Source organism: Brevibacterium permense (assembly GCF_013280495.1).
Taxonomy (GTDB): Bacteria; Actinomycetota; Actinomycetes; order Actinomycetales; family Brevibacteriaceae; genus Brevibacterium; species Brevibacterium permense.
This window is the reverse complement of record NZ_JABSSX010000012.1, coordinates 63,533-84,419: the sequence shown is the minus strand read 5'-3', so window position 1 is coordinate 84,419 and position 20,887 is coordinate 63,533. Positions and strand designations below refer to the sequence as shown.

The window sequence follows — 20,887 nt, the reverse complement described above, 5'->3', positions numbered from 1 at the left end:
CTCGTTCTGCCCATCCCCTTCCCTACTCAGGCGGCGCCCCCCCCCCACAACTACCGGCCGGCGGCCCAGCAACCTCGCGCGCGGTGGCTGGGCCGCCGTCAGGTAGTAAATCAGGCGTAGAGGGCTTCGGTGTCGTCGTCGACCCATTTCTTCGACTTCTCTACCGCCTTGTTCCAGAGGCGGTAGAGGCGGTCCACCGTCTCGTCGTCCATCGACGGGTTCCAGCGCTTGTCCTCGCGCCAGTTGCCCTTCACGTCGTCCTCGCCGTTCCAGAACTTCACGGCGATGCCGGCCGCATAGGCCGCACCCAGCGCCGTGGTCTCAATGACCTCGGGACGGATGACGGGCACGCCGAGGAGGTCGGCCTGGAACTGCATGAGCGTTTCATTGGCAACCATGCCCCCGTCAACCTTGAGTTCGGTGAGTTCGACACCGGAGTCGAGGTTCATCGAGTCGAGCACCTCGCGCGACTGGAACGCCACGGACTCCAGAGCTGCCCGAGCGATGTGGTTCTTGTTCACATACCGTGTCAGACCCACCATCACGCCGCGGGCATCCGACTCCCAGTGCGGGGCGAAGAGTCCGGAGAACGCGGGCACGATATAGCAGCCGCCGTTGTCCTCGACCTGCTTGGCCAGGGTCTCGACCTCAGGGGCGTCCTTGATGATGCCGAAGTTGTCACGCAGCCATTGCACGAGCGAACCGGTCACGGCCACCGATCCCTCGAGTGCGTAGACGGCTTCGTCCTCGCCGATCTTGTACGCGACCGTGGTGAGCAGGCCGTTCTTGCTGGCCACCGGCTCATTGCCGGTGTTGATGAGCATGAAGTTGCCGGTACCGTAGGTGTTCTTCGCCTGCCCCTTCTCGAAGCAGGCCTGGCCGAAGGTCGCGGCCTGCTGGTCACCGAGGATGCCGCAGATCGGGGTGTCGATGATGAGCCCGTTCTTCGCGCCGTAGCCGTAGATCTCCGAGCAGGACTTGATCTCGGGCAGCATCTCGACCGGGATGCCCATATCCGCCGCGATGTCGGGGTTCCAGTCGAGGGTGTCGATGTTCATCAGCATCGTCCGCGAGGCGTTCGTGACATCGGTGACGTGGATTCCGCCGTTGACCCCGCCGGTGAGGTTCCAGATCACCCAGGTGTCCATGGTGCCGAAGAGCAGGTCCCCGGCCGCGGCGGCTTCCTTGACCCCGTCGACGTTGTCGAAGATCCACTTGGCCTTCGGACCGGCGAAATAGGTCGCCAGGGGCAGACCCACCCGGTCCTTGTACTTATCGGGTCCTTCGTCCCCGGCGAGTTCGTCGCAGACCTTCTGGGTGCGCGCGTCCTGCCACACGATGGCGTTGTAGACGGGTTCGCCGGTGTTCTTGTTCCAGATGACGGTGGTCTCACGCTGGTTAGTGATGCCCACACCCTCGAGCTGGTGGCGGTTGATGTTCGCCCGGGCCAGGGCCTGACCGATCGCCTCGTTGGTGTTCTTGATGATCTCGATCGGGTCGTGCTCGACCCAGCCGGCGCGGGGGAAGATCTGCTCATGCTCGAGCTGGCCGGAGGACACGATCTGCCCGTCATGGTTGAAGACGATCGCCCGCGATGAGGTGGTGCCCTGGTCGATGGCGAGGATGAACTTTTCCTGACTCATACTGACTCCTGTGTCGAAGTGGTTTGACTGTGAGCGTGCTCAGTTGTCTGCGATCGTACTCAGACGAATGCCTGGGAGGCCAGACCGGCAACGACGCCGCCGACCAGCGGTCCGGCGATCGGCACCCACGAGTACGCCCAGTCGGAGCCGCCCTTGTTCGGGATCGGCAGCAGGGCGTGGATGACGCGCGGACCGAGGTCACGCGCCGGGTTGATGGCGTAGCCGGTGGGACCGCCCAGCGAAGCGCCGATGGCGACGACGAGGAGGCCGACGGCCAAGGGCCCGAGCTCGTGTGGGGTCTTGCCGAAGAGCAGGATGACGAACACGAGGACGAAGGTGGCGACGACCTCGGTGACGAAGTTCCAGCCGTAAGAGCGCAGCTCCGGACCGGTGGAGAAGGTGCCGAGGATGTTTCCTGCGTCCTTCTCCTCGTCATAGTGCTTCTTGTACACGGCCCACGCGAGGAACGCACCGAGCATCGCTCCGATCATCTCGGCAGCCAGATAGGCGATCGTGTGGCCGAAGGTCACGGCGATGCCGGGTGCGTATTCGTCGGCACCGCTGGCCCAGATGCCGAAGGTCACGGCGGGGTTGAGGTGTGCGCCGGTCTTGTAGGCGACGAAGACACCGGCGAAGACCGCAAGGCCCCAGCCGAAGGAGATCAGCAGCCAGCCGCCGCCGTTGCCTTTGGTCTTGCCGAGGACGACGTTGGCGACGACGCCGACACCGAGCAGCATGAGCACCGCCGTACCGGCGATCTCATAGAGAAAGATCGTGCCCATATCTCACAAACTCCTATTGTTTGTCTTTCCGGAGGGTGTCCCGCTCGATGGTCGGCCCGAACGGTGCTCCGAGGTCGGTCGATATTCGGTTGTCGGTATTCGGTTGTCGGTATTCGGTTGTGGTCCCGCACTTCTCTGTGAACGGTTCAGTGGAGGGTCACACCGACCAGGGCCGCCGCCGAGGCGTCATCGTCGGTGGACTCGGCCGCGACTTGGGCGTCGACGTGGGCGTTGAACGCCTCGACCTCGGCCGTCTGCCGGTCGTCGTCCCACCCGAGGACGGGTGCGACGATGACCGCGACCGCCTCGGCGGCGTTCTTCCCCCGGTCCGGAGTCTCGTAGTTCAGCCGCATCCGCCGCTCGAGGATGTCGCCGAGGTGGACGGCCCCCTCCGCGGCGGCCGCGTAGTGGGCTTCGACGCGCAGGTAGCGTTCGGCGCCGTCCAAAGGCTGACCGAGCTCCGGGTCCTCATCGACGAGGTCGAGCAGATCCTCGATGAGGGTGCCATAGCGGCGGACGAGTCGTTTGACGCGGTCCTCGTCCCATCCGTACTTCTCCGCGATTCCGGATTGACCGCGTCTCAGTGCACCGACCCCCTGGGCACCGAGCAGCGGCACGGATTCGGTGAGTGACCTGCGGTCCTTCGCGTCGTCGCCGAGGACGAAGTCCACGGCGTCTTCGGCCATCACTCGGTAGGTGGTGAACTTGCCGCCGGCGATCGCGGCGAGGGCCGGTTCGACCTCCATCACTGTGTGTTCGCGGGAGACCTTCGTCGAGGCCTGTCCTTCCTTGACGACCGGCTGAAGCAGCGGCCGCAGTCCCGAGTAGACGCCGATGACATCCTCGCGGGTGAGTTTGTCGGCGAGGATGGCGTTGGCATGTTCGAGCAGGTAGTCGATGTCCTGCGAGGTCGCCACCGGTGCGTCGACGTCTTCGTTCCACGGAGTATCGGTGGTGCCGATGACCCAGTAGCCTTCCCACGGGATGACGAAGAGGACGGACTTCTCTGTCTTCGAGATGATTCCGGTGTTCGGGTCGGCCTTGATCTTGTCTTCGGCCACGGTGATGTGCACGCCCTTGGAGGCGAGCACCTTGAGCCCGGCATCGGCCTTCGCCAGATCCTGCTGCTCTTCGGTCCAGACGCCTCCGGCGAGGATGGTGCGGCGGGCGTGGATGTCGAACTCTTCACCGGTGATCTCGTCCCGGGCGTGGACGCCGGTGACCTGATCGCCGTCGTGGAGGTAGCCGATGACGGAGACGTGGTTGGCGGCGGCGGCCCCGTAGCTCACGGCCGAGCGGACCAGGGTCATGACGAAGCGGGCGTCGTCGACCTTCGCGTCATAGTATTCGAGGGCTCCGACGGCAGCGTCGTCGGCCAAGCCCGGGAAGTGGGCGCTCAGTGCCTTCTTCCCCAGGTGGCGGTGCATCGGCACAGCTCGTTTGCGGCCCGGCCGGGTGGCCATGGTGTCGTAGAGGAGCACACCGGAGCCGATGAAGGCTCGGTCGATGAGGCGGTGTTCGAAGGGGAAGACGAAAGCGACAGGTTCGACGAGGTGCGGCGCGGTGTGCTGGAGCAGCAGGTCGCGTTCCTTGAGCGCCTCAGCGACAAGCTTGAAGTCGAGCATCTCGAGGTACCGAAGTCCGCCGTGCATGAGCTTCGAGGATCGGGACGAGGTTCCCGAGGCCCAGTCCTTGGCATCGACGACGCCGACCTTGAGTCCGCGGGTGGCTGCGTCGAAGGCCGATCCTGCTCCGGTCACTCCCCCGCCGACGACGAAGACGTCCAGCGGGTCGGCCGCGCTCGTCTTCTTCAGAGTCTCCAGCGCCTGGTCGCGGAAGTTCGGGGACAGTTCACCATTTCGCATCAGCAGATTCGTGCTTTCCGTCAGAAGATTCGGGCTTTCACCGATGTCGGCACGGGCAGATCAGTGCGGGTGCCTCCTCGGCGACTAATCAAAAACTAGCAGGCGAACCTGAATTCCGATACCGAACGGCAGGCTCACAGGCGGCTCAGCTGCGTCCGGTAACACCGGCGTACGACCTGCCGAAGGCTCAGTCGAGGGCGGCGACGGGCTCGACGCGCATCGCCGATGACTGTTCGGCCGAGTCGAGGAGGTCGAGTTTGCGCATAATGATGCCTTCACGCAGCGCCCAGGGGGAGATGTTCATGACGCCGATGTCGAAGATCGTGAAGGCCGCCTCGGCGACTATTGCTCCGGCCAGCACCTGTCCGGCTCGGGCTTCGGAGACTCCGGGCAGCGTCGCACGTTCCGCTGGGGTGCGGGAGGCGAGGGTGTCGATGATGCCTTCGAGGTCGCGGCGGAAGAGCTTCCGCGGAGCATAGATTCCGTCTCCGCTCGGGGCGGCGCCGGCGATGCGGGCCAGGGAGCGGAAGGTCTTCGACGACCCGACGACCTGGTCGGGCACTCCGACCCTGTTGATGTCGCCGGCGATGCGTCCGATCTGTGCTCGGGCATGTTTGCGCAGGCGGTGGATGTCCTCTTCAGTGGGCATCGGGTCCGGGAGGAACTCGGAATAGGTGCGTCCGGCGCCGAGCGGAATCGACACGGCCGCCTGCGGGTATTCGTCCTGACCCGCCGCGATCTCGAGCGAGCCGCCGCCGATGTCGAGCAGCAGGATCTTCCCGGCCGACCACCCGAACCAGCGGCGGGCGGCGAGGAAGGTCACGCGGGCCTCGTCCCGTCCCGACATCACGTTGAGGGTGACCCCGAGCTGAGCGTTGATGGATTCGATGAGTCCGATCCCGTTCGGAGCTTCCCTGACCGCCGAGGTGGCGAAGGCGAGGATCTGCTCCGCGCCTTGGTCTTCGGCGATCTCGACGGCATCGGCGATGAAGGAGCGCAGCCGTTCCTGCCCTTCGGAGTCGATCGTTCCGTCGTCACTGAGGAATTCGGCGAGTCTGAGCACCTCCTTGTGCGAGGTGGCCGGCAGGGGCGGTGCTCCGACGTGGGCGTCGACGACCAGGAGGTGGACGCTGTTGGAGCCGATATCGAGGACTGCTAGGCGCATTCGGCCAGTTTATCCTCTCCGTGGGCCTCCGTGAGAACGAACCTGGGGACCGTTCTGCCATGCGGATTTGGCGAAGCCGAATTCCGGCGGCTCCTTGGCGAAGAAGGCTTCCTGACCGCGGATGATCTCGTCCCGGTAGGCGTCATCGAGCCACCGAGGCGGCTCCGTGTCCTCCGTCAGTTCACCGTCGAGGATCGCCTTGGCACCGACCTGGCTGAGCCGGGACAGTCCCACGATCCGCTCCCCCAGGGCCTGTGCCGTCTCGAGCGGGGTGTCGGAGACTTCGTGGAAGAACCCGAGTTCGGCCATCTTCTCGAACTTCACGATCGAGGCCGTGATGAGCAGGTACCGCGCCCAGGCGTCGCCGAGGATCTCAGCCAGCCGCTTCGTGGGTCCGGCCGGGTACACGAGTCCGAGTTTGGCTGCGGTGACGCCGAAGATCGATCCGGGGGCGGCGATGCGGATGTCGCAGGCCGCGGCGATCTCCGTCCCTCCGCCCACGCAGTTGCCGGTGATGGCGGCGATCGTCGGTGTCCGCGAGTTCGCCAGGGCCGCCTCGGCGGTGGAGTTGAGTTCCCAGAAGTCCGCGAGTGCGACGTTGAGGTCGGCGATGTCCGAACCGGCGGAGAAGTGCCCGCCGGCCCCGGTGATCACCAGCGCGCCGATCGAATCGTCGGCATCGACGTTCGCGATGATCTGCGGCAGCGCCCGCCACATGGGCCGGGAGATCGCATTGCGTTTTTCGGTCCGATCGATGACGAGGGTTCCGACCCCACCGGAGACGGTGAAGTCGAAACCCTCGAGATCGACCGGACGGTAGGAGCCGTCTGGTCTCATATGTGTGTTCTGCCTTTCGAGAGGTCAGCCCCGGTTGTCGGGAACCTCGCGCTGGTCCTCACCGTCGTAGGCGCTCAGGGGACGGATGAGGGCGTTGTTCGCCTGCTGTTCGAAGATATGAGCGGTCCAGCCGGTGATGCGGGCCATCACGAAGATCGGGGTGAACTGCTCGGTGTCGAAGCCCATGAGGTGGTAGGCCGGGCCCGAGGGGTAGTCGAGGTTCGGGTAGATGCCCTTGCGCCCGACGAACTCCTCTTCGAAGGTGTTGTACAGATCCAGCAGGTCGTTCGCACCCTTGACGGCGACCATGTCCTCGAAGGCCTTGCGCATGGTGGGTACGCGCGAATCGCCGTTCTTGTACACGCGGTGGCCGAAGCCCATGATCTTCGCCTTCTTGGCCAGTGCCTCGTCGATCCAGGCCGAAGCCCTGTCGGCGGTGCCGACCTCTTCGAGCATCGCCATGACGGCTTCGTTCGCTCCGCCGTGCAGCGGGCCCTTGAGCGCCCCGACGGCACCGGCGACTGCCGAGTACAGGTCCGATGTGGTCGAGGTGATGACGCGACCGGTGAAGGTCGAGGCGTTGAACGAGTGCTCGGCGTAGAGGATCATCGACACGTCGAAGCAGCGCACGACCTCCTCGGCGGGAACTTCGTCGAAGACCATCTTGAAGAAGTTCGCGGCGTAGCCGAGGTCCTTCGTCGGGGCGACGGGGTCGAGGCCGTGACGGCGACGGTGGTCGATGGCCACGATCGTCGGCAGCTGGGCGTAGAGGCGCTCGGCCTTCGCGAGGTTCGCCTCGGCTCCCTCGGTGTCGGCCTCGGGATCGACTGCGCCCAGATAGGCCACGGCCGTCTGCACGACGTGCATCGGGTGGCAGTCCTTGGGCAGGCCGAGGATGAGGTCGACGAGCTTGTCATCGATCTCACGCTGGGAGCGTTCGCGTTCCTGGAACTCTGCCAGCTGCGCCTCGGTGGGCAGTTCACCGTTCCAGATGAGGTAGGCGACGTCCTCGAAGCTGCGCTTGGCGGCGAGCTCCTGCACGGGGTAGCCGCGGTAGGTCAGCGAGTTGGTCTCCTGGACCACTTTGGACACTGCGGTGGTGTCGACCACGACACCGGCGAGGCCCTTCTTGATTTCTTCGGTCACTGGTGACCCTCCTGTGAGAAGTTGAAGACTGCGGCATCGAACTCGTTGTACGCCGCGTAGTCGATCGTGTCATACAGGTCCGCACGGGTCTGCATGCCCTCGAGCAGGTCCACCTGAGTGCCCTTGTCCCGAATGGTCTGCAGGCCCGATTTGATCGCACCCATGGCGATGCGCAGAGTCGTGACCGGGTAGATCACAAGCTTGACTCCGACATTCGCCAACTGTTCGGTGGTGAACAGTTCACTCTTTCCGAATTCCGTCATGTTCGCCAGGATCGGCACATCGACGGCCGAGGCGAATCTCTCGAATTCGCCCAAGTCTCGCATCGCTTCGGGGAAGATCATGTCCGCTCCCGCATCGGCGTAGGCCTTCGCCCGGTCGATGGCGGCGTCGAGGCCTTCACCGGCGCGGGAGTCGGTGCGGGCGCAGATGACGAAGTTCTCGTCTCGGCGCCCCTTGACGGCGGCCTTGATGCGCTTGGACATCTCGGCCGCGGTCACGACCTCCTTGCCGTCGAGGTGGCCGCAGCGCTTCGGGTTGACCTGGTCCTCCAGGTGCATGCCCGAGATTCCGGCGTCCTCGAACTCCTGGACGGTGCGGGCCACGTTCATGGCTTCGCCCCATCCGGTGTCGGCGTCGATGAAGGTCGGCAGGTTCGTCACCCGCGCGATACTGCGTCCGTGGTCGGCCACCTCGGTCAGCGTGGTCAGCCCGATATCGGGCAGACCCATGGCCGCGGAGAACGCGCCACCGGAGATGTAGACGCCTTCGAAGCCGGTCTGCTCGATGATCTGAGCGTTGATCGGGTTGATGGCGCCGGGGAACTGGACGATCTCGTCGCCTGCCAGCAGCTCGCGGAACTTGGCGCGGCGCTCGGCGGGGGTTGCCTGTGCGCCGAGCATCAGAAGATGCCCTTCGATCCGCTGTGCTCGAGTCCGTTGACCGTGAAGCTCAGTTCCGCAACGCCCTTGGCGTCGAGGCTCTCGAGGTTCTCGGCTAGATCGAGGAAGCGAGTCTGCTCCGAGTCGGAGACGATGCCCTCGGCCAGGGTCTTGAACTTCTCGATGTAGTTCGCACGGGCGAAGGGACGGGCACCGAAGGGGTGGGCGTCGGCGACGGCGATCTCGTCGGTCAGCGTCGAGCCGTCTTCGAATTCGATCTCCACGCGTCCGCCGAAGGCCTTCTCGTTCGGGTCGATCGAGTGGTAGCGGCGGGTCCACTCGGGATCCTCGGTGGTCTCGATCTTGTGCCACAGCTCGACGGTGTCAGGACGGCCGGCGCGCTCGGGAGCATACGAGTGTTCGTGGTGCCAGCCCTGGTCCTGCATGGCCACGGCGAAGATGTACATGATCGAGTGGTCGAGGGTCTCGCGGCTGGCCTTCGGATCCATCTTCTGCGGATCGTTCGCACCGGTGCCGATGACGTTGTGGGTGTGGTGCGAGGTGTGGATGACGATGCGCTTGATCTTCGTCAGGTCCTCGATCTGTCCGCCGAGCTTGCGGGCGAGGTCGATGAGCGCCTGAGCCTGGTACTCGGCCGAGTGCTCCTTGGTGTAGGTGTCGAGGATCGCGCGCTTCGCTTCGCCCTTGCCCGGCAGCGGGATGGTGTAGCGGGCTTCGGGTCCGGAGAGGATCCAGGCGATGAAGCCGTCCTCACCTTCGTAGATCGGGTTCGGGGCACCTTCGCCGCGCATCGCACGGTCGACGGATTCGACGGCCATCTTGCCGGCGAACGCGGGAGCGTGGGCCTTCCAGGACGAGATCTCGCCCTTGCGCGACTGACGGGTCGCGGTGGTCACGTGCAGTGCCTGCTGGACGGCCTGGAAGGTGACCTCGGTGGGCAGGTGGAGCAGGGCGCCGATGCCGGCTGCGGCCGAGGGGCCGAGGTGGGCGACGTGGTCGATCTTGTGCTCGTGCAGGCACATTCCCTTGACGAGGTCGACCTGGATCTCGTAGCCGGTGGCGATGCCGTTGATGAGGTCCTTGCCGCCGATGCCCTTGTGCTGGGCGACTGCGAGCACGGCCGGAATGTTGTCACCGGGGTGCGAGTACTCTGCGGCGAGGAAGGTGTCGTGGAAATCGAGCTCGCGCACGGCCACACCGTTGGCCCAAGCGGCCCATTCCGGTGAGAAGCGGTCGCTCACCGGCAGGCCGAAGATGTTGGAACCGGGATTGAACGGGTGGGCCTGGGCCTGCTCGCGAGCGTGGGTGGGAGCGGAGCGGCGCACGGATGCGGCAGCGACGGAAGCGTTGTCGATGACGCGGTTGATGACCATTTCGGTGACTTCGGAATCGACCGGCGTCGGGTCGGATGCGACCTCGGCGATCTTCCATGCGAGCTGATCTTCGCGAGCCAGGTTCTCTGAGCTCTTGTACGTGCGGACTTCATGATTGATCATGGATACCCCTTCATAGTCCTTGACCGGAAATGGTCACATAGTGCTGACACAACTGTAGGCCACGTCACTCGACAGGTCCCTGCCGGTCGGAAATTTATCTCGACATCAAGATATTTTACCCGAAGCGTGTCCCAGTTCACCAACGAGGTCACCATGCTCTTCTGCAACGAGGGATGGTTGTGGGAATATTGGGTCATGACTCGGACTGCCCTGGACTTCGACGAGAACTGGTTCGACGACGCGGAATACGCGCGCCTGCGCAGACGCATGCCGATCCCCTATGTCAACGCCATCCCGGTACGGGTGGGCGAGACCGGCAACGTCGAACGCATCGGCCTGCTGCTGCGCAGCCTCGAGGACGGCACCCTCGGACGAGAGCTCGTAGGCGGGCGGATCCGCTTCCACGAGACCATCCGAACCGCATTGGTGCGTCACGCCGAGAACGACCTCGGCCCGATGGCGCTGCCGGTCATTCCGCCTGCGATCAGCCCGTTCCACATCGCCGAGTACTTCCCCACCGAGGGTTCGGCCCTCCTCCACGATCCGCGCCAGCATGCGATTGCCATGTGCTTCATCATGGAGGTCCGCGGCGAATGCACCCCGCGGGCCGATGCCCTCAGCCTCGATTGGCTCACCCCCGAGGAGACCCTGCGTCCCGATATCGTCGGCGAGCTCTGCTACGGCCAGGACCATATCCTGCGCATCGCACTGGCCCATCTGGGCTTCCGCGTCTGAGCCAGATGCACGCCCAGGTGAGACGAACCCTCTCACCCCACGTTTTTTCTACATCTTGTAGAACTGTCTTGGTAGACTGAAAGCGACGCGGACGATACCGCCAGTCGGGGCCGTCGTCGGCGTCTGGGTTGGACAGGCCCCGATCGAGAGGTGCGAGATGTCTGCTCAGTCCCCCATGCCCGAGTCCACCACCGCCGAAGCACGATCGGCCGGGCGCAAAGCGTCCGAGTCCGGTCGCGATCGGGAGTTCGGCGTCCTCGTCGGCTTCGACGGCTCCGAACTCGCGGCACTCGCAGTACGCTTCGGCGCTGCGGAGGCCGCCCGCCGGAAGACCGCACTGACCGTCGTGACCGCCTATCCGCTGCCGACGATGATCTATCCGAACATGGCGTCGATTCCCAGCGAGCCGGAAGACGAGAAGGCGAGGAAGCAAGCGGAGAAGACCCTCGCCGAGGCGGTCGAGCTCGTCCGTGACCATCCCGGGGAGAAGAGCTTCCGCACTGCTCCGGGCGATGCCGCGGGGGTCATCACCACGTTGAGCGCCGATGCCGAGATCATCATCGTCGGTGCGCGCGGTCGCGGCGGGTTCGTGGGCCGGGCCCTCGGTTCGGTGTCAACCGCTGTGCCGGCTCACGCCCACTGTCCGACGATCGTCATCCCTCACCACGCCACGTCGGCTGAGTCGCATGGACCGGTGGCCGTGGCCGTCGACGGTTCGGAGCCTGCTCGGGTCGCGATGGTCACTGCCGCCGCCGAGGCCGCCTTACGCGGCACGGAACTCGAACTCGTCGCCGTGCTTCCAGCTGGAGAGGAATGGCTCTACTGGTACCCCGACCTCGAACTCAGCTCCGAGGTCACCGCGCGCCGGCAGAGGCAGCTGACCGACTCACTTGAGAAGGAAGCCGCGACGCTGTCGGAACAGTTCCCAGATCTGACGGTGACCACCTCGGTGCCGGTCGGCGATCCGACTGAGACCCTCGTCGAGATCAGCTCGCGCGCACAGCTGACGGTGATGGGCACCCGTGGGCGCGGACGGATCCGCAGCGCTCTGCTGGGATCCGTCTCGCGTGGAGTCCTCAACCATGCCGAAGGCCCAGTCATGGTGGTTCCGAGCTGATCGGCGTCGCTGTGCTGATCAGCAAGGCTGTGCTGATCAGCTGAGTTCGGCACCTCGACGGCGACGGCTCACCAAGAGGAGGGCCGCGCCGAGTGCCAGCGCCCCCGCGCCGACGGCCAAGGGCAGTGCGAGCCCACCGCCGGTGCGGGGCAGGTCTCCGCCCCCACTCGCCGAGACGGTCCCGGATGAATCCGAATCATCACCCGTTCCTGCGGCGTTCGCCTCGGTCGCATCTGCCTCGGCGCCGGAGTCGGCGCCACCAGTACCAGGGTCGGCATCTGCACCCGCACCGTCGGCACCTGCGTCTGCGTCGTCTCCCGTTCCAGCACCGTCGGCGTCATCATTCGCACCTGCACCATCAGCGCCTGCCCCGGAGTCGGTACCTGCATCGGCTTCGGCGCCGGCTCCGGAACCGGCGTCAGCGCCGGCGTCGTCATCCGGGGCTGGTTCTTCCGCCTCGGCGCGCCTGAGTTCGACATCGTCGATCTGCTCGGCTGCGGCCTGCGCTTCCGCGCGTTGACCGTCGGCCGGTGCCCCACCTGCCGGCACCTCATAGGTCGTCGCCCGCAGCGCCTCGTCGCTGACCCGGACTCGGGTGAAGGCGGGCACGTCGTTGTGGACGCTCTTGCCTTCCCATTCGAGGCCGGGAACGTAGTCATAGAACTTCGACCCCGATGACGAGGTCAGCGTGAGGTAGAGCGTCTGCCCGTCTTCCTTCTCCTCCTCGGCTCCTGCTTCGGAGCCCTCAACGGGCTTGCCTTCGCCGTCCATGAGGAAGGTGCGGTTATAGATGTGGTCGTGGCCGGAGACTACGAGGTCGATGTCATTGCGGGCCGCGACCGGAGGGATCGCCTTCCGCAGCCGCTTCACATCGAGGTCATCCCAGTGTGTGGCCGTCGAATAGATCGAGTGATGGAATCCGAGCACAGTCCACCGTGCCTGGTCACCGTGCTCGGCGACGACCTCGTCGATGAACTCGGCGTGGGCATCCATGTCCGGGCTGTTCGAGTTGATGTTGAGGAACAGGACTCCATCTTCGATGAACCAGTAGTCGCCGCCAGAGGTGATGACGCCGCCACCGCCGTGATCCTGGCTGACGTTGGGTCGGTTGAAGTGCTGCTCGTAGGCTTTCGATGACACATCGTGGTTGCCGATCGTCGTCGCCTGCGGGATCGTCCGGGTCGCTTCCGGTTCCAGGTACTGAGCGTACTGCTCCTGGTTGCCGGCGGAGTTGACCTGGTCTCCCAGCGAGTAGAAGAAGCTCGGGTCGTCGGCGGTGGCCGCTGCCGAAGACAGGGTCCGGTCCCAACCGGCCGCGTCGTCGGGGTCCCCGCCTCCGGCGCCGACCTGGGGGTCGCCGAAGACGAGGAATTCGTCATCTCCTCCGGACGACCCTGTGGTGAACTGCTGCACCTCAGTGAAGCCGTCCTCGTCGCTGCCGACCTGGTAGGCGTAGTCAGTGCCAGGTTCCAGGTCGGTCATGCTCGCTTGGTTGAAGTGACGTTTGAGGTCGGTCGCGAGTCCGGAGTCCGTGGTCTCAGCTGTTGCCGCGTCGGCCGGAAGCTTTCCGCCATCGAGCTCACTCGCCGGCACCCACCGAACCTCTCCCCCCGCCGGCACTCTCGCTCATCCATGAGAGGTTGCGCGCCGTGGAGTCGGCCCCGACCTGCAACACGGTATCGGTGATCGCCTCGCTCCCAGCATCCGCCCCGGCGGGCGAATCCGTCCGGTCAGGGCTCGGAGTCTGAGCAGAGTCGGCATTCGCGCCCTGGGTCGCGGTCGACCCTCCGGAACCGAGAGATGGCTCGGCACGCACGGGAACCGGGGCCGCGACCAGAGCGGCGAGCAGGGTAGCGGCGGACAGGGCACTGAGCGGTCTCTTCAGTCGATGCGTATTCACCCGCCCATTCCTACTGACCAGTAGTGTCCGGTTGTTCGAGGCCCATCGACGGGAAGGGAAACGGGAAGTGAATCCTCGATGACCGCCCCCGGCCTCCGCGTCGCCACGGATACCGGTCGCTGCTCCGCTCCCCTGTTGTACAGTGGTGGCTACGACAGGGGAGCGCCGTCAGGGGCGCTGAGAGTGCAGAAGAAGCTGCAGACCCTCGAACCTGATGCGGTTAGCACCGCCGAAGGAAGTCGAGACTCTTCACCCCTCCTTGAAATGAGGAGGCACAATGCCGAACACCACCACGCCCAGCACCACCCCCACCTCTTCACGCGCCTTCACCGCGGCGCCGAAATCCAAACAGTGGCGGGTGGTCGACTATGTCACCACCGCCGTTCTCGGCATTGCCGTGGGGCTTGTGTTCTGGGTGTTAGCGCTGAGCTGGAAGGTCCTCGAACTCGCCTTCCAGGCATTCCCGCCGTCGATCGGTCTCATCGCAGGACTCTGGGTGCTGGCCGGACCGCTCGCCGGTGCCATCATCCGCAAACCCGGTGCCGCGCTCCTGTGCGAACTCATCGCCGCCATCGTCGAAGCCGTCCTCGGCTCCCACTTCGGAGCGACAGTTCTGCTCTCGGGTCTGCTGCAGGGCCTCGGCGCCGAACTCGTCTTCGCCGCCTTCGGCTACAAGCGCTTCACCCTGTGGGTCACCGCCGCTTCGGGCATGCTGGCGGCTGCGTTCATGGCAGTGAGCGAGAACATCATGTACAACGCCGAATGGCAGTTCGGCTTCCAGGCGATCTACGCCGTCTGCGCGATCGTCTCCGGCCTCGTCATCTCCGGGATCGGCGCCTGGTTCGCCTACCGTGCGATCGCGGCTACCGGAGCGCTCAGCTCCTTCGCCTCAGGCCGACTGCGCTGATGGCGCTGCCGATCACGGCCGCCGGCTTCTCATGGACACACACCGACCGTGACCGGCCGGCAGTCGGACCGTTCGATCTGCAGATCACGGCCGGAGAGAAGGTGCTGCTGCTCGGTGCCTCCGGGGCCGGCAAATCGACGTTCCTCCACGCTGTCGCCGGTGTCCTGCCCGAGGAATCGGGTGAGGCCACCGGTGAACTCCTCGTCGGCGGCGAAAGACCGGATCCTCGCCGAGGCAGCACCGGGCTGGTCCTCCAAGATCCCGATTCGCAGGTGATCTTCTCCCGCATCGGCGATGACGTGGCGTTCGGGATGGAGAACCTCGGACTCCCGGCCGAGACCATCGAGGCTCAGGTGCCCAGGTCTCTGCGGGCGTTGGGGCTCGATCTGCCGCCGGAGCATCCGAGTGCTGCGCTGTCCGGCGGGCAGAAGCAGCGGCTGGCTCTGGCCGGGATCCACGCGATGGCCCCGGAGGTCATCGTCCTCGATGAACCGACAGCCAATATCGATCCCGCCTCGGCGGCTGGGGTCCGCGATGCCGTGCTCACAGTGCAGGCCGAGACACAGGCGACCATGCTCGTCGTCGAACACCGGGTGGAGCTGTGGATCGATCACGTCGACCGGGTCATCGTGCTCGGCCGTGACGGAATCGTCGCCCAAGGTCCGCCCCCGCAGATCTTCTCCGATCCGGACCTCACGGAGACGCTCATCGACTGCGGAATCTGGATGCCGCGGCGCTCCCCCGCCCCGCGCCGAGGCGGGACCGACCGAATCGGCGGAACGTCGGGCCGCCTCGGCGAGGTTCTGCTGCGCACCCATCGGCTCAGCGTTGCTCGACCGCGCATGGCCGCCCCCACCGCGGCCGGCCTGAAGCTGAGCCTGCGTGCCGGTCAGGCGCTCGGAATCGTCGGTGCGAACGGGGCAGGCAAATCGACGACGGCCCTGACCTTGGCGGGGCTGCTGCCCGAATTCTCCGGGCAGGTCCTCGCCGAGGCGGCCCTGCGGGAAGGAGCCAAACGGGCCCGGCCTTTCGCCTGGCCGTCGAAGCAGTTGGCGACGCGCATCGGCATGGTCTTCCAGGAACCGGCGCACCAGTTCCTCACCTCGAGCGTGGCGACCGAACTCGAGCTGGGTCCCCGACTGGCCGGGTGGTCTGCCGCCGAGTCGCAGGCTCGGGTGGATGAGCTTCTTGAGGTCCTCGGCCTGACCGGGTTGGCGCAGGCTCATCCGCAGAGTCTCTCAGGTGGGGAGAAGCGTCGCCTGTCGGTGGCGGCGATGCTGGCGCCCCGGCCCCGGGTGCTCATCGTCGATGAGCCGACCTTCGGTCAGGATGCGCTGACGTGGGCGGGGTTGGTGGAGATGTTCCTCGATGCCTTGGAGCACGGTTCTGCAGTGGTCGCGGTCAGCCACGATCAGGCGTTCCTCGAGGCCATAGGGGCCGATCTCCTCGAGCTCGGCGACCACAGCAGCGCAGAACGATTCGGCGACAGTGAGTCGGATTCGCATGTCAGGGCGGGTGAGCGCGGTGAGTGACAGTCTCGACATGCATTCTCGCCCCTCCCCCGAGGTCGCCGCCCAGGATCCTGGCCAGCTCATCCCCGTGGTGCGTTCCACCGCTTTGGGTCGGTGCAATCCGCTGACGAAGATCGCAGTGGCTCTCATCCTCATGGTCGGGGCGCTGCTGAGCATTGATCTCGTCTCTGCCGGGCTGGTGCTGCTGGCAGCAGTGCTGGCTCTGCCTGCGACGGGACTCGAGCTGGTGGCCGCGGCCAAGCGGTTGTGGTTCCTCCCCGCCGGAGCTCTGCTCGCCGCTTGGGGCACGGCACTGTTGGCGGAGAAGACCGGGGATGTGGTCGTCGACTTCGGTCCGATTCTGTTCACCACGGGGTCACTGGCCGCGGCCGCGGCGATCTTCGTCCGTGCCCTGGCGTTGGCGATCCCGCTCATCGTGCTCGCGTCGACGATCGATCCGCGTGATCTCGCCGATGCGCTCATTCAGCATCTGCGGCTGCCAGAGGTCGTTGTGGTCTCGGTACTCGCGGCCTCGCGACTGCTCGGACTGCTCGTCAGTGAGTGGCAGGCACTGGCGATGGCCAGGCGGGCCAGAGGCGTCGCGGGCGGTTCGCTTCTGCGGCGCACGGGCAGCCTCTTCAGCGGAGTGTTCGTCCTGCTCGTGGTCTCGATTCGCCGGGCGACGACCTTGGCGATGGCGATGGAGGGCCGGGCATTCGGTCGTCCGGGCCGCACGTGGCGCAGGCGGTCGAGTTTCGCGGTCCGAGATGTCGTGGCGGTGCTGATCAGTCTGGCTGTCTGCGCGGTCGCGATCGGTGCGGCTCACATGCTCGGAGTCTGGAACCCGATCATCGGCTGAGGCGAAGCGAGGCCGGCGGAGCCGTTCCGCTGCCGGTCGATCAGAGCTGCCGGACGGTCAGAGCTCAGAGCTGTTTGAGGAATTCCTTGCCGAAGGCCCGCCATTGCTCCAGAGCTTCGGGGCTGGGAAGCTTCGACGTGGTGAGGACGAAAAGGGTCTTGTCTTCGCTCTTCGTCTCAGCGGCGGCTTCGACCTTGACGCCGCCGTCGAGGTTGGCTCGCCAAAAGGAGCGCTTCGCCGTCTCCGAGGTGCGGGGATCACCGTCGAGGGCCACCTCGTTGAGGGTGTCGTCGACGAGGGACGCGAATTTTTCGATGAGTGCGGAACGATCTCCGGGGATGGTGCGGGAGACGGCGACGTCGAAGGTGCCGTCGGCGCGCTGGCCGGGGACGCGACGTCCGATCTCCTGCTCATAGGCGACGACGGCGCCTTGGACCCACCAGCCGTGGTTGTCGACTCTGCCGTCGAATTGGGGATAGAGAGCGTCGGCGAGTTCTTTGTGACTCGCCGACGCTCCTCCGGCCGCTTCCAAGCGAGCACGGGTGTCGGCCCATGGTTCGCCGAGGGCCTTTTCGATCGATCCGATTTTCTGCGCTTTGGTCGCCATGGCAGAAGTCTATGTGCTCGATCGACCCGGGATGAAGGCGTGGAAGGCGATCAGTCGATCTTGAGTTCGCCCATCTCGTCCCAGCCTTCGCCGTCGATCTTGCGGGAGATGATCTTCGGCGTCGTGGCCAGGTGCGGGCGCATCGCTTCGAGACCGGCGGCGAAATGGTCGCTCTTGACATGAGGTTCGGCACCTTCGTCGGTGAACGCTTCGACGAGCACGAACTCGTTCGGGTTCTCCAGGCTCTTCGACCATTCGAACCACAGGTTGCCGGGCTCTTCCCGCACGGCCTCGGTGAAGGCCCGCGCCGCCTCGGGGAACTTCTCGACGCTTTCGGGTTTGACGTCATATTTCACGACGATGAAGATCATGGTTATTCTCCTTCAACTGATCAGCAGTACGGGTCGATCCCTGCCTAGTTCTGCCGCTCTTGGGAATCGACCGGCTCACAGCCTTTCGGCGATGAGGACGAGGAAGTCGCTGTCAGCTTCGAAGGGGCGGAGCTCCCAGGTGGAGAACTTCTGGTCGACGAACATCCCCGTGGCCTTCACGTCCTCGATGAAGTCGTCGAAGTCGTACCCGCGCCCTGCGCCGAACCCGGACACGAACCGACCGCCGTGCTTGAGGGTCGACTTGATGTTGCCGAGGGTCTGCCGGCGCGAGGCGGGATCGAGGAAGGACAGGACGTTTCCGGCGCAGAAGGCCACGTCGATCTCGGTGATCCCGGCACCGGCGAAATCGAAGTCGGCGAGGTCGCCGGTGTGCCATTCCCCGCTGGGGAAGTCCTCCTCGGCGACGGAGATGAGGAATTCGTCGAGGTCGACGCCGAAGACGGTGTGCCCTTCGTCGATGAGCAGTCCGCCGGCCCGTCCGGTTCCGCAGCCGGCATCGAGGATGCGCGATCCCCGCGGGGCCATGGCGTTGACGAACCTGGCCTCACCGCCGATGTCATGCCCGGCGGCCGCAAGATCGCGCCACCGCTGCGCGTAGTTTGCCGAATGGTCGGGGTTGGCCCTGCGTACCTTGTTCCACTGATGGTCGAAGCTCATGACCTCATCCTAGGCCGGATCCTCAGGCGAAGACTTCGGTGACCACCTTGGCGACGGCCCGGACCGGATCGCTGGGATCCGGAGAAGTCAGCACGATGATCTCGCGTCCGCCCGCCTCGGCGACGGGACGGAGGTCGACGTCTGTCCCACCCAACGACATCATGATCGGCGTCGCCAGGGTCAGGCCGAGTCCGGTTCCGGCGAGCGCCAACGCGACCGCGGTGTCCGTGACGATGTGGGTCTCCTTCGCGTTGATTCCCAGCGCCGAGGTGGCCAACCGCATCGCGCGGCCGAAGAGCTCCTCGGCCGGTGGGAGGATCCAGTCGGCCTCGGCCAGATCGTCATCGCTCGGCCGCGTCGTCCCCGCTGGGACGACGATGCCGAAGTCCTCCTTCGCCACGGCCTCCCAGCGCAGCCCGCGCATCGGCGGCAGCGGCGCGGCCGGGTAGTTGATCCCGATCCCCAGATCGATGACCCCGTCGATGACGGCCGCCGACATGGTCTCAACATTGATCTCCCGCGCCCGGACTTCGATATGCGGATGGCGCTCGGCCAGCGCCCGCACCACCTTCGGCAGCGCCGTCGTCGATGCCGATCCGAAGACGCCGAGGGTGACGATGGCCTCGCTGCGGAAGTCCCGGCCGAGCATCGCCATCTCCGCCTGCTGCTGAGCGGCGAGGATGTTCCGTGCCCTGGGCAGCAGAGTGCGCCCGGCTTCAGCGAGGACGAGCCCGCGACCGCGACGTCGGAACTGGTCGGAAGCGACGACCCGGCGCAGCGCCGAGATGTGCTGGGACACCGCACCGACGCTGTAGCCGAGGTGGTCGGCCGCCCGCGTCATCGACCCGAGTTCGGCCACAGCGACGAACGTGCGCAGCTGTCCGAGCGTCCATGTCATGGCAGCACCCCCTTGTCTTTAGGTTTCTTGAACGCAGTGTTCACAAACTCTCCCTTGTTCTTAAGTGTGATGGCAACCACAATGAAGTCAAGACACAAACGCCGACATCGCCTTCGGCACTCTCCGTTTCCGGGGCGACCAACGACGGTCGCCCCGGCAGCAGACAGCGAGGTGAACCGTGGAATCCCCCACCGCATCGACCACCGCCCCGAACACCGACGGGGTCCCCGACACGTCGAGAGCCCTGCCCGCCGAAGCCTCCGTCGTCATCATCGGCGCCGGCGTCATGGGAGCGGCCATCGCCTACCACCTGGCCGAACGCGGAGTCCGCGACATCGTCATCGTCGAACGCGACACCCCCGGAGCCGGATCGACGTCGAAGGCCGCCGGAGGTGTGCGCTGCCAATTCTCCGACGAGGTCAACATCGCCTTGGCCGCCCGCGGGCTCGAAGTGCTGCGGAACTTCGAGACCGATTTCGGCGTCGACATCGAACTGGTCAGCAACGGCTATCTGTTCCTCCTCGACAACGATGACGACGTGCGCGCGTTCACCGACAACGTGGCCCTGCAACAGCGGATGGGGCTGGATTCGCGGATGCTCACCATCGCCGAGGTGGCCGAGCTGGCCCCGTTCGTCAACACCGAAGGGCTGATCGCCGGGGCGTTCAATCCCGGCGACGGTCACTGCACCCCCGAGGCCGTCGTCGCAGGCTTCGTCACCGCCGCCCGCGAGCGCGGGGTCACGGTGGTCAAGAACTGCGAGGTCACCGGATTCGACACCGACGAAGGGACGGACCGCAGAGCCACCTCGGTGATCACGAATCAGGGCACGATCAGCTGCGAACAGGTCGTCGTCGCGGCGGGAGCCTGGTCCGGCCCCATCGGGGACATGGCCGGGGTCGACCTGCCCGTGAAGCCGCTGCGGCGGGAGATCATGGTCTCCGAGCCCGTCGATTTCGACACTTCGCGGATGCCCTTCACGATTGACTTCTCCACCAGCTACTACGTCCACCCGGAAGGAGCCGGGCTGCTGTTCGGCTGCCCCGATGAGGTCGATGACTGGTCCTTCAACGACAAACGCGACCCGAACTGGCTGGCCACCCTGGCCGAGCACATCGAAGCCCGCACCCCGGAGCTCGGCGATGTCGAAGCGAAACACGGGTGGGCGGGACTGTATGCGATGACGCCCGACCACAATGCCCTCATCGGCGAGGCCGAGGAGAGGCCGGGATTCTTCTACGCCTGCGGGTTCTCCGGCCACGGCTTCCTCATGGGCCCGGCCGTCGGAGAGGTCGTCGCCGACCTCATGACCGGCCGCACTCCCTTCGTCGACGTGGCCCCCATGGACAAACGACGCTTCTCCACCACCGGACTGCGTAAGGAGCTCAATGTGATCTGAGTCCTCGCACACCCGCCCCTCACACCCCGCCTCCCTACAACGACAGAACACCGCCCACCGGCCAAGCCG

19 protein-coding genes and 1 riboswitch are annotated in these 20,887 nt (G+C 65.7%); of the genes, 6 read left to right on the top strand and 13 right to left on the bottom strand.

From position 1 onward, the window contains the following. Positions 1-110 precede the first annotated feature (110 nt). The 8 genes from glpK to HK353_RS14145 form a co-directional block, all read right to left on the bottom strand. On the bottom strand, positions 111-1,643 hold the full coding sequence (glpK, locus tag HK353_RS14180) for a glycerol kinase GlpK (protein WP_173157144.1): 1,533 nt from the start codon (positions 1,641-1,643) through the stop codon (positions 111-113). 59 nt (positions 1,644-1,702) lie between these two features. Beyond that, positions 1,703-2,425, bottom strand: a complete 723-nt coding sequence (locus HK353_RS14175; protein ID WP_173157142.1) for an MIP/aquaporin family protein — start codon at positions 2,423-2,425, stop codon at positions 1,703-1,705. A 146-nt stretch (positions 2,426-2,571) separates the two neighbouring features. Continuing rightward, positions 2,572-4,290: a glycerol-3-phosphate dehydrogenase/oxidase gene (locus tag HK353_RS14170; protein ID WP_173157140.1), complete on the bottom strand. Its 1,719-nt coding sequence runs from the start codon at positions 4,288-4,290 to the stop codon at positions 2,572-2,574. A gap of 187 nt (positions 4,291-4,477) precedes the next feature. After that, the gene (locus HK353_RS14165; protein ID WP_173157138.1) at positions 4,478-5,455 is read right to left on the bottom strand and encodes a Ppx/GppA phosphatase family protein; all 978 of its coding nucleotides are present in this window, start codon (positions 5,453-5,455) and stop codon (positions 4,478-4,480) included. 9 nt (positions 5,456-5,464) lie between these two features. Further along, a complete protein-coding gene (locus HK353_RS14160) occupies positions 5,465-6,292 on the bottom strand; it encodes an enoyl-CoA hydratase/isomerase family protein (protein ID WP_173157136.1) in 828 nt (275 codons plus the stop codon). Between the two features lie 24 nt (positions 6,293-6,316). Then, on the bottom strand, positions 6,317-7,438 hold the full coding sequence (locus HK353_RS14155) for a bifunctional 2-methylcitrate synthase/citrate synthase (protein WP_173157134.1): 1,122 nt from the start codon (positions 7,436-7,438) through the stop codon (positions 6,317-6,319). Beyond that, positions 7,435-8,340: a methylisocitrate lyase gene (gene prpB, locus HK353_RS14150; RefSeq protein ID WP_173157132.1), complete on the bottom strand. Its 906-nt coding sequence runs from the start codon at positions 8,338-8,340 to the stop codon at positions 7,435-7,437. Before prpB ends, HK353_RS14155 begins: the two co-directional genes overlap by 4 nt. Next, positions 8,340-9,836: an MmgE/PrpD family protein gene (locus HK353_RS14145; protein ID WP_173157130.1), complete on the bottom strand. Its 1,497-nt coding sequence runs from the start codon at positions 9,834-9,836 to the stop codon at positions 8,340-8,342. The genes prpB and HK353_RS14145 overlap by 1 nt, the downstream gene beginning before the upstream one ends. A 195-nt stretch (positions 9,837-10,031) precedes the next feature. Here HK353_RS14145 and HK353_RS14140 point away from each other — a divergent pair, with 195 nt between their 5' ends. Together HK353_RS14140 and HK353_RS14135 are read left to right on the top strand one after the other, a co-directional pair. Continuing rightward, positions 10,032-10,571, top strand: a complete 540-nt coding sequence (locus HK353_RS14140; protein WP_127364023.1) for a DUF4916 domain-containing protein — start codon at positions 10,032-10,034, stop codon at positions 10,569-10,571. Positions 10,572-10,728: 157 nt separating this feature from the next. Further along, positions 10,729-11,688, top strand: coding sequence for a universal stress protein (locus HK353_RS14135; protein ID WP_245396032.1), 960 nt, complete (start codon positions 10,729-10,731; stop codon positions 11,686-11,688). A gap of 36 nt (positions 11,689-11,724) precedes the next feature. On the opposite strand, the gene HK353_RS17330 is transcribed toward HK353_RS14135, so the two are convergent. Beyond that, a complete protein-coding gene (locus HK353_RS17330) occupies positions 11,725-13,281 on the bottom strand; it encodes a metallophosphoesterase (RefSeq protein WP_173157128.1) in 1,557 nt (518 codons plus the stop codon). A gap of 453 nt (positions 13,282-13,734) precedes the next feature. Beyond that, positions 13,735-13,843: riboswitch (TPP riboswitch) on the top strand. A gap of 22 nt (positions 13,844-13,865) precedes the next feature. Between HK353_RS17330 and HK353_RS14125 the strand changes: the two genes are divergently transcribed. From HK353_RS14125 to HK353_RS14115, 3 genes are read left to right on the top strand one after another with little or no spacing between them, the layout of a single operon-like run. Beyond that, a complete protein-coding gene (locus HK353_RS14125) occupies positions 13,866-14,495 on the top strand; it encodes an ECF transporter S component (protein WP_139468632.1) in 630 nt (209 codons plus the stop codon). Then, entirely contained in the window at positions 14,495-16,027 is a 1,533-nt protein-coding gene (locus HK353_RS14120; protein WP_173157126.1) for an ABC transporter ATP-binding protein, read from the top strand. Before HK353_RS14125 ends, HK353_RS14120 begins: the two co-directional genes overlap by 1 nt. 10 nt (positions 16,028-16,037) lie before the next feature. Further along, positions 16,038-16,865, top strand: a complete 828-nt coding sequence (locus tag HK353_RS14115; RefSeq protein ID WP_173157124.1) for an energy-coupling factor transporter transmembrane component T family protein — start codon at positions 16,038-16,040, stop codon at positions 16,863-16,865. A gap of 64 nt (positions 16,866-16,929) precedes the next feature. Here the strand turns inward: HK353_RS14115 and HK353_RS14110 are convergent, their stop codons facing one another. From HK353_RS14110 to HK353_RS14095, 4 genes are all read right to left on the bottom strand, one after another. Then, the gene (locus tag HK353_RS14110; RefSeq protein ID WP_173157122.1) at positions 16,930-17,472 is read right to left on the bottom strand and encodes a hypothetical protein; all 543 of its coding nucleotides are present in this window, start codon (positions 17,470-17,472) and stop codon (positions 16,930-16,932) included. A gap of 50 nt (positions 17,473-17,522) precedes the next feature. After that, complete coding sequence (locus tag HK353_RS14105; RefSeq protein WP_173157120.1) at positions 17,523-17,843, bottom strand: putative quinol monooxygenase; 321 nt, start codon at positions 17,841-17,843, stop codon at positions 17,523-17,525. Positions 17,844-17,918: 75 nt separating this feature from the next. Then, on the bottom strand, positions 17,919-18,521 hold the full coding sequence (locus HK353_RS14100; RefSeq protein WP_139468637.1) for a class I SAM-dependent methyltransferase: 603 nt from the start codon (positions 18,519-18,521) through the stop codon (positions 17,919-17,921). 22 nt (positions 18,522-18,543) lie between these two features. Next, complete coding sequence (locus HK353_RS14095; RefSeq protein ID WP_173157118.1) at positions 18,544-19,419, bottom strand: LysR family transcriptional regulator; 876 nt, start codon at positions 19,417-19,419, stop codon at positions 18,544-18,546. 178 nt (positions 19,420-19,597) lie between these two features. On the opposite strand from HK353_RS14095, the gene HK353_RS14090 reads away from it, so the two are divergent. Next, on the top strand, positions 19,598-20,818 hold the full coding sequence (locus HK353_RS14090) for an NAD(P)/FAD-dependent oxidoreductase (protein WP_342589941.1): 1,221 nt from the start codon (positions 19,598-19,600) through the stop codon (positions 20,816-20,818). Positions 20,819-20,887: the final 69 nt, after the last annotated feature.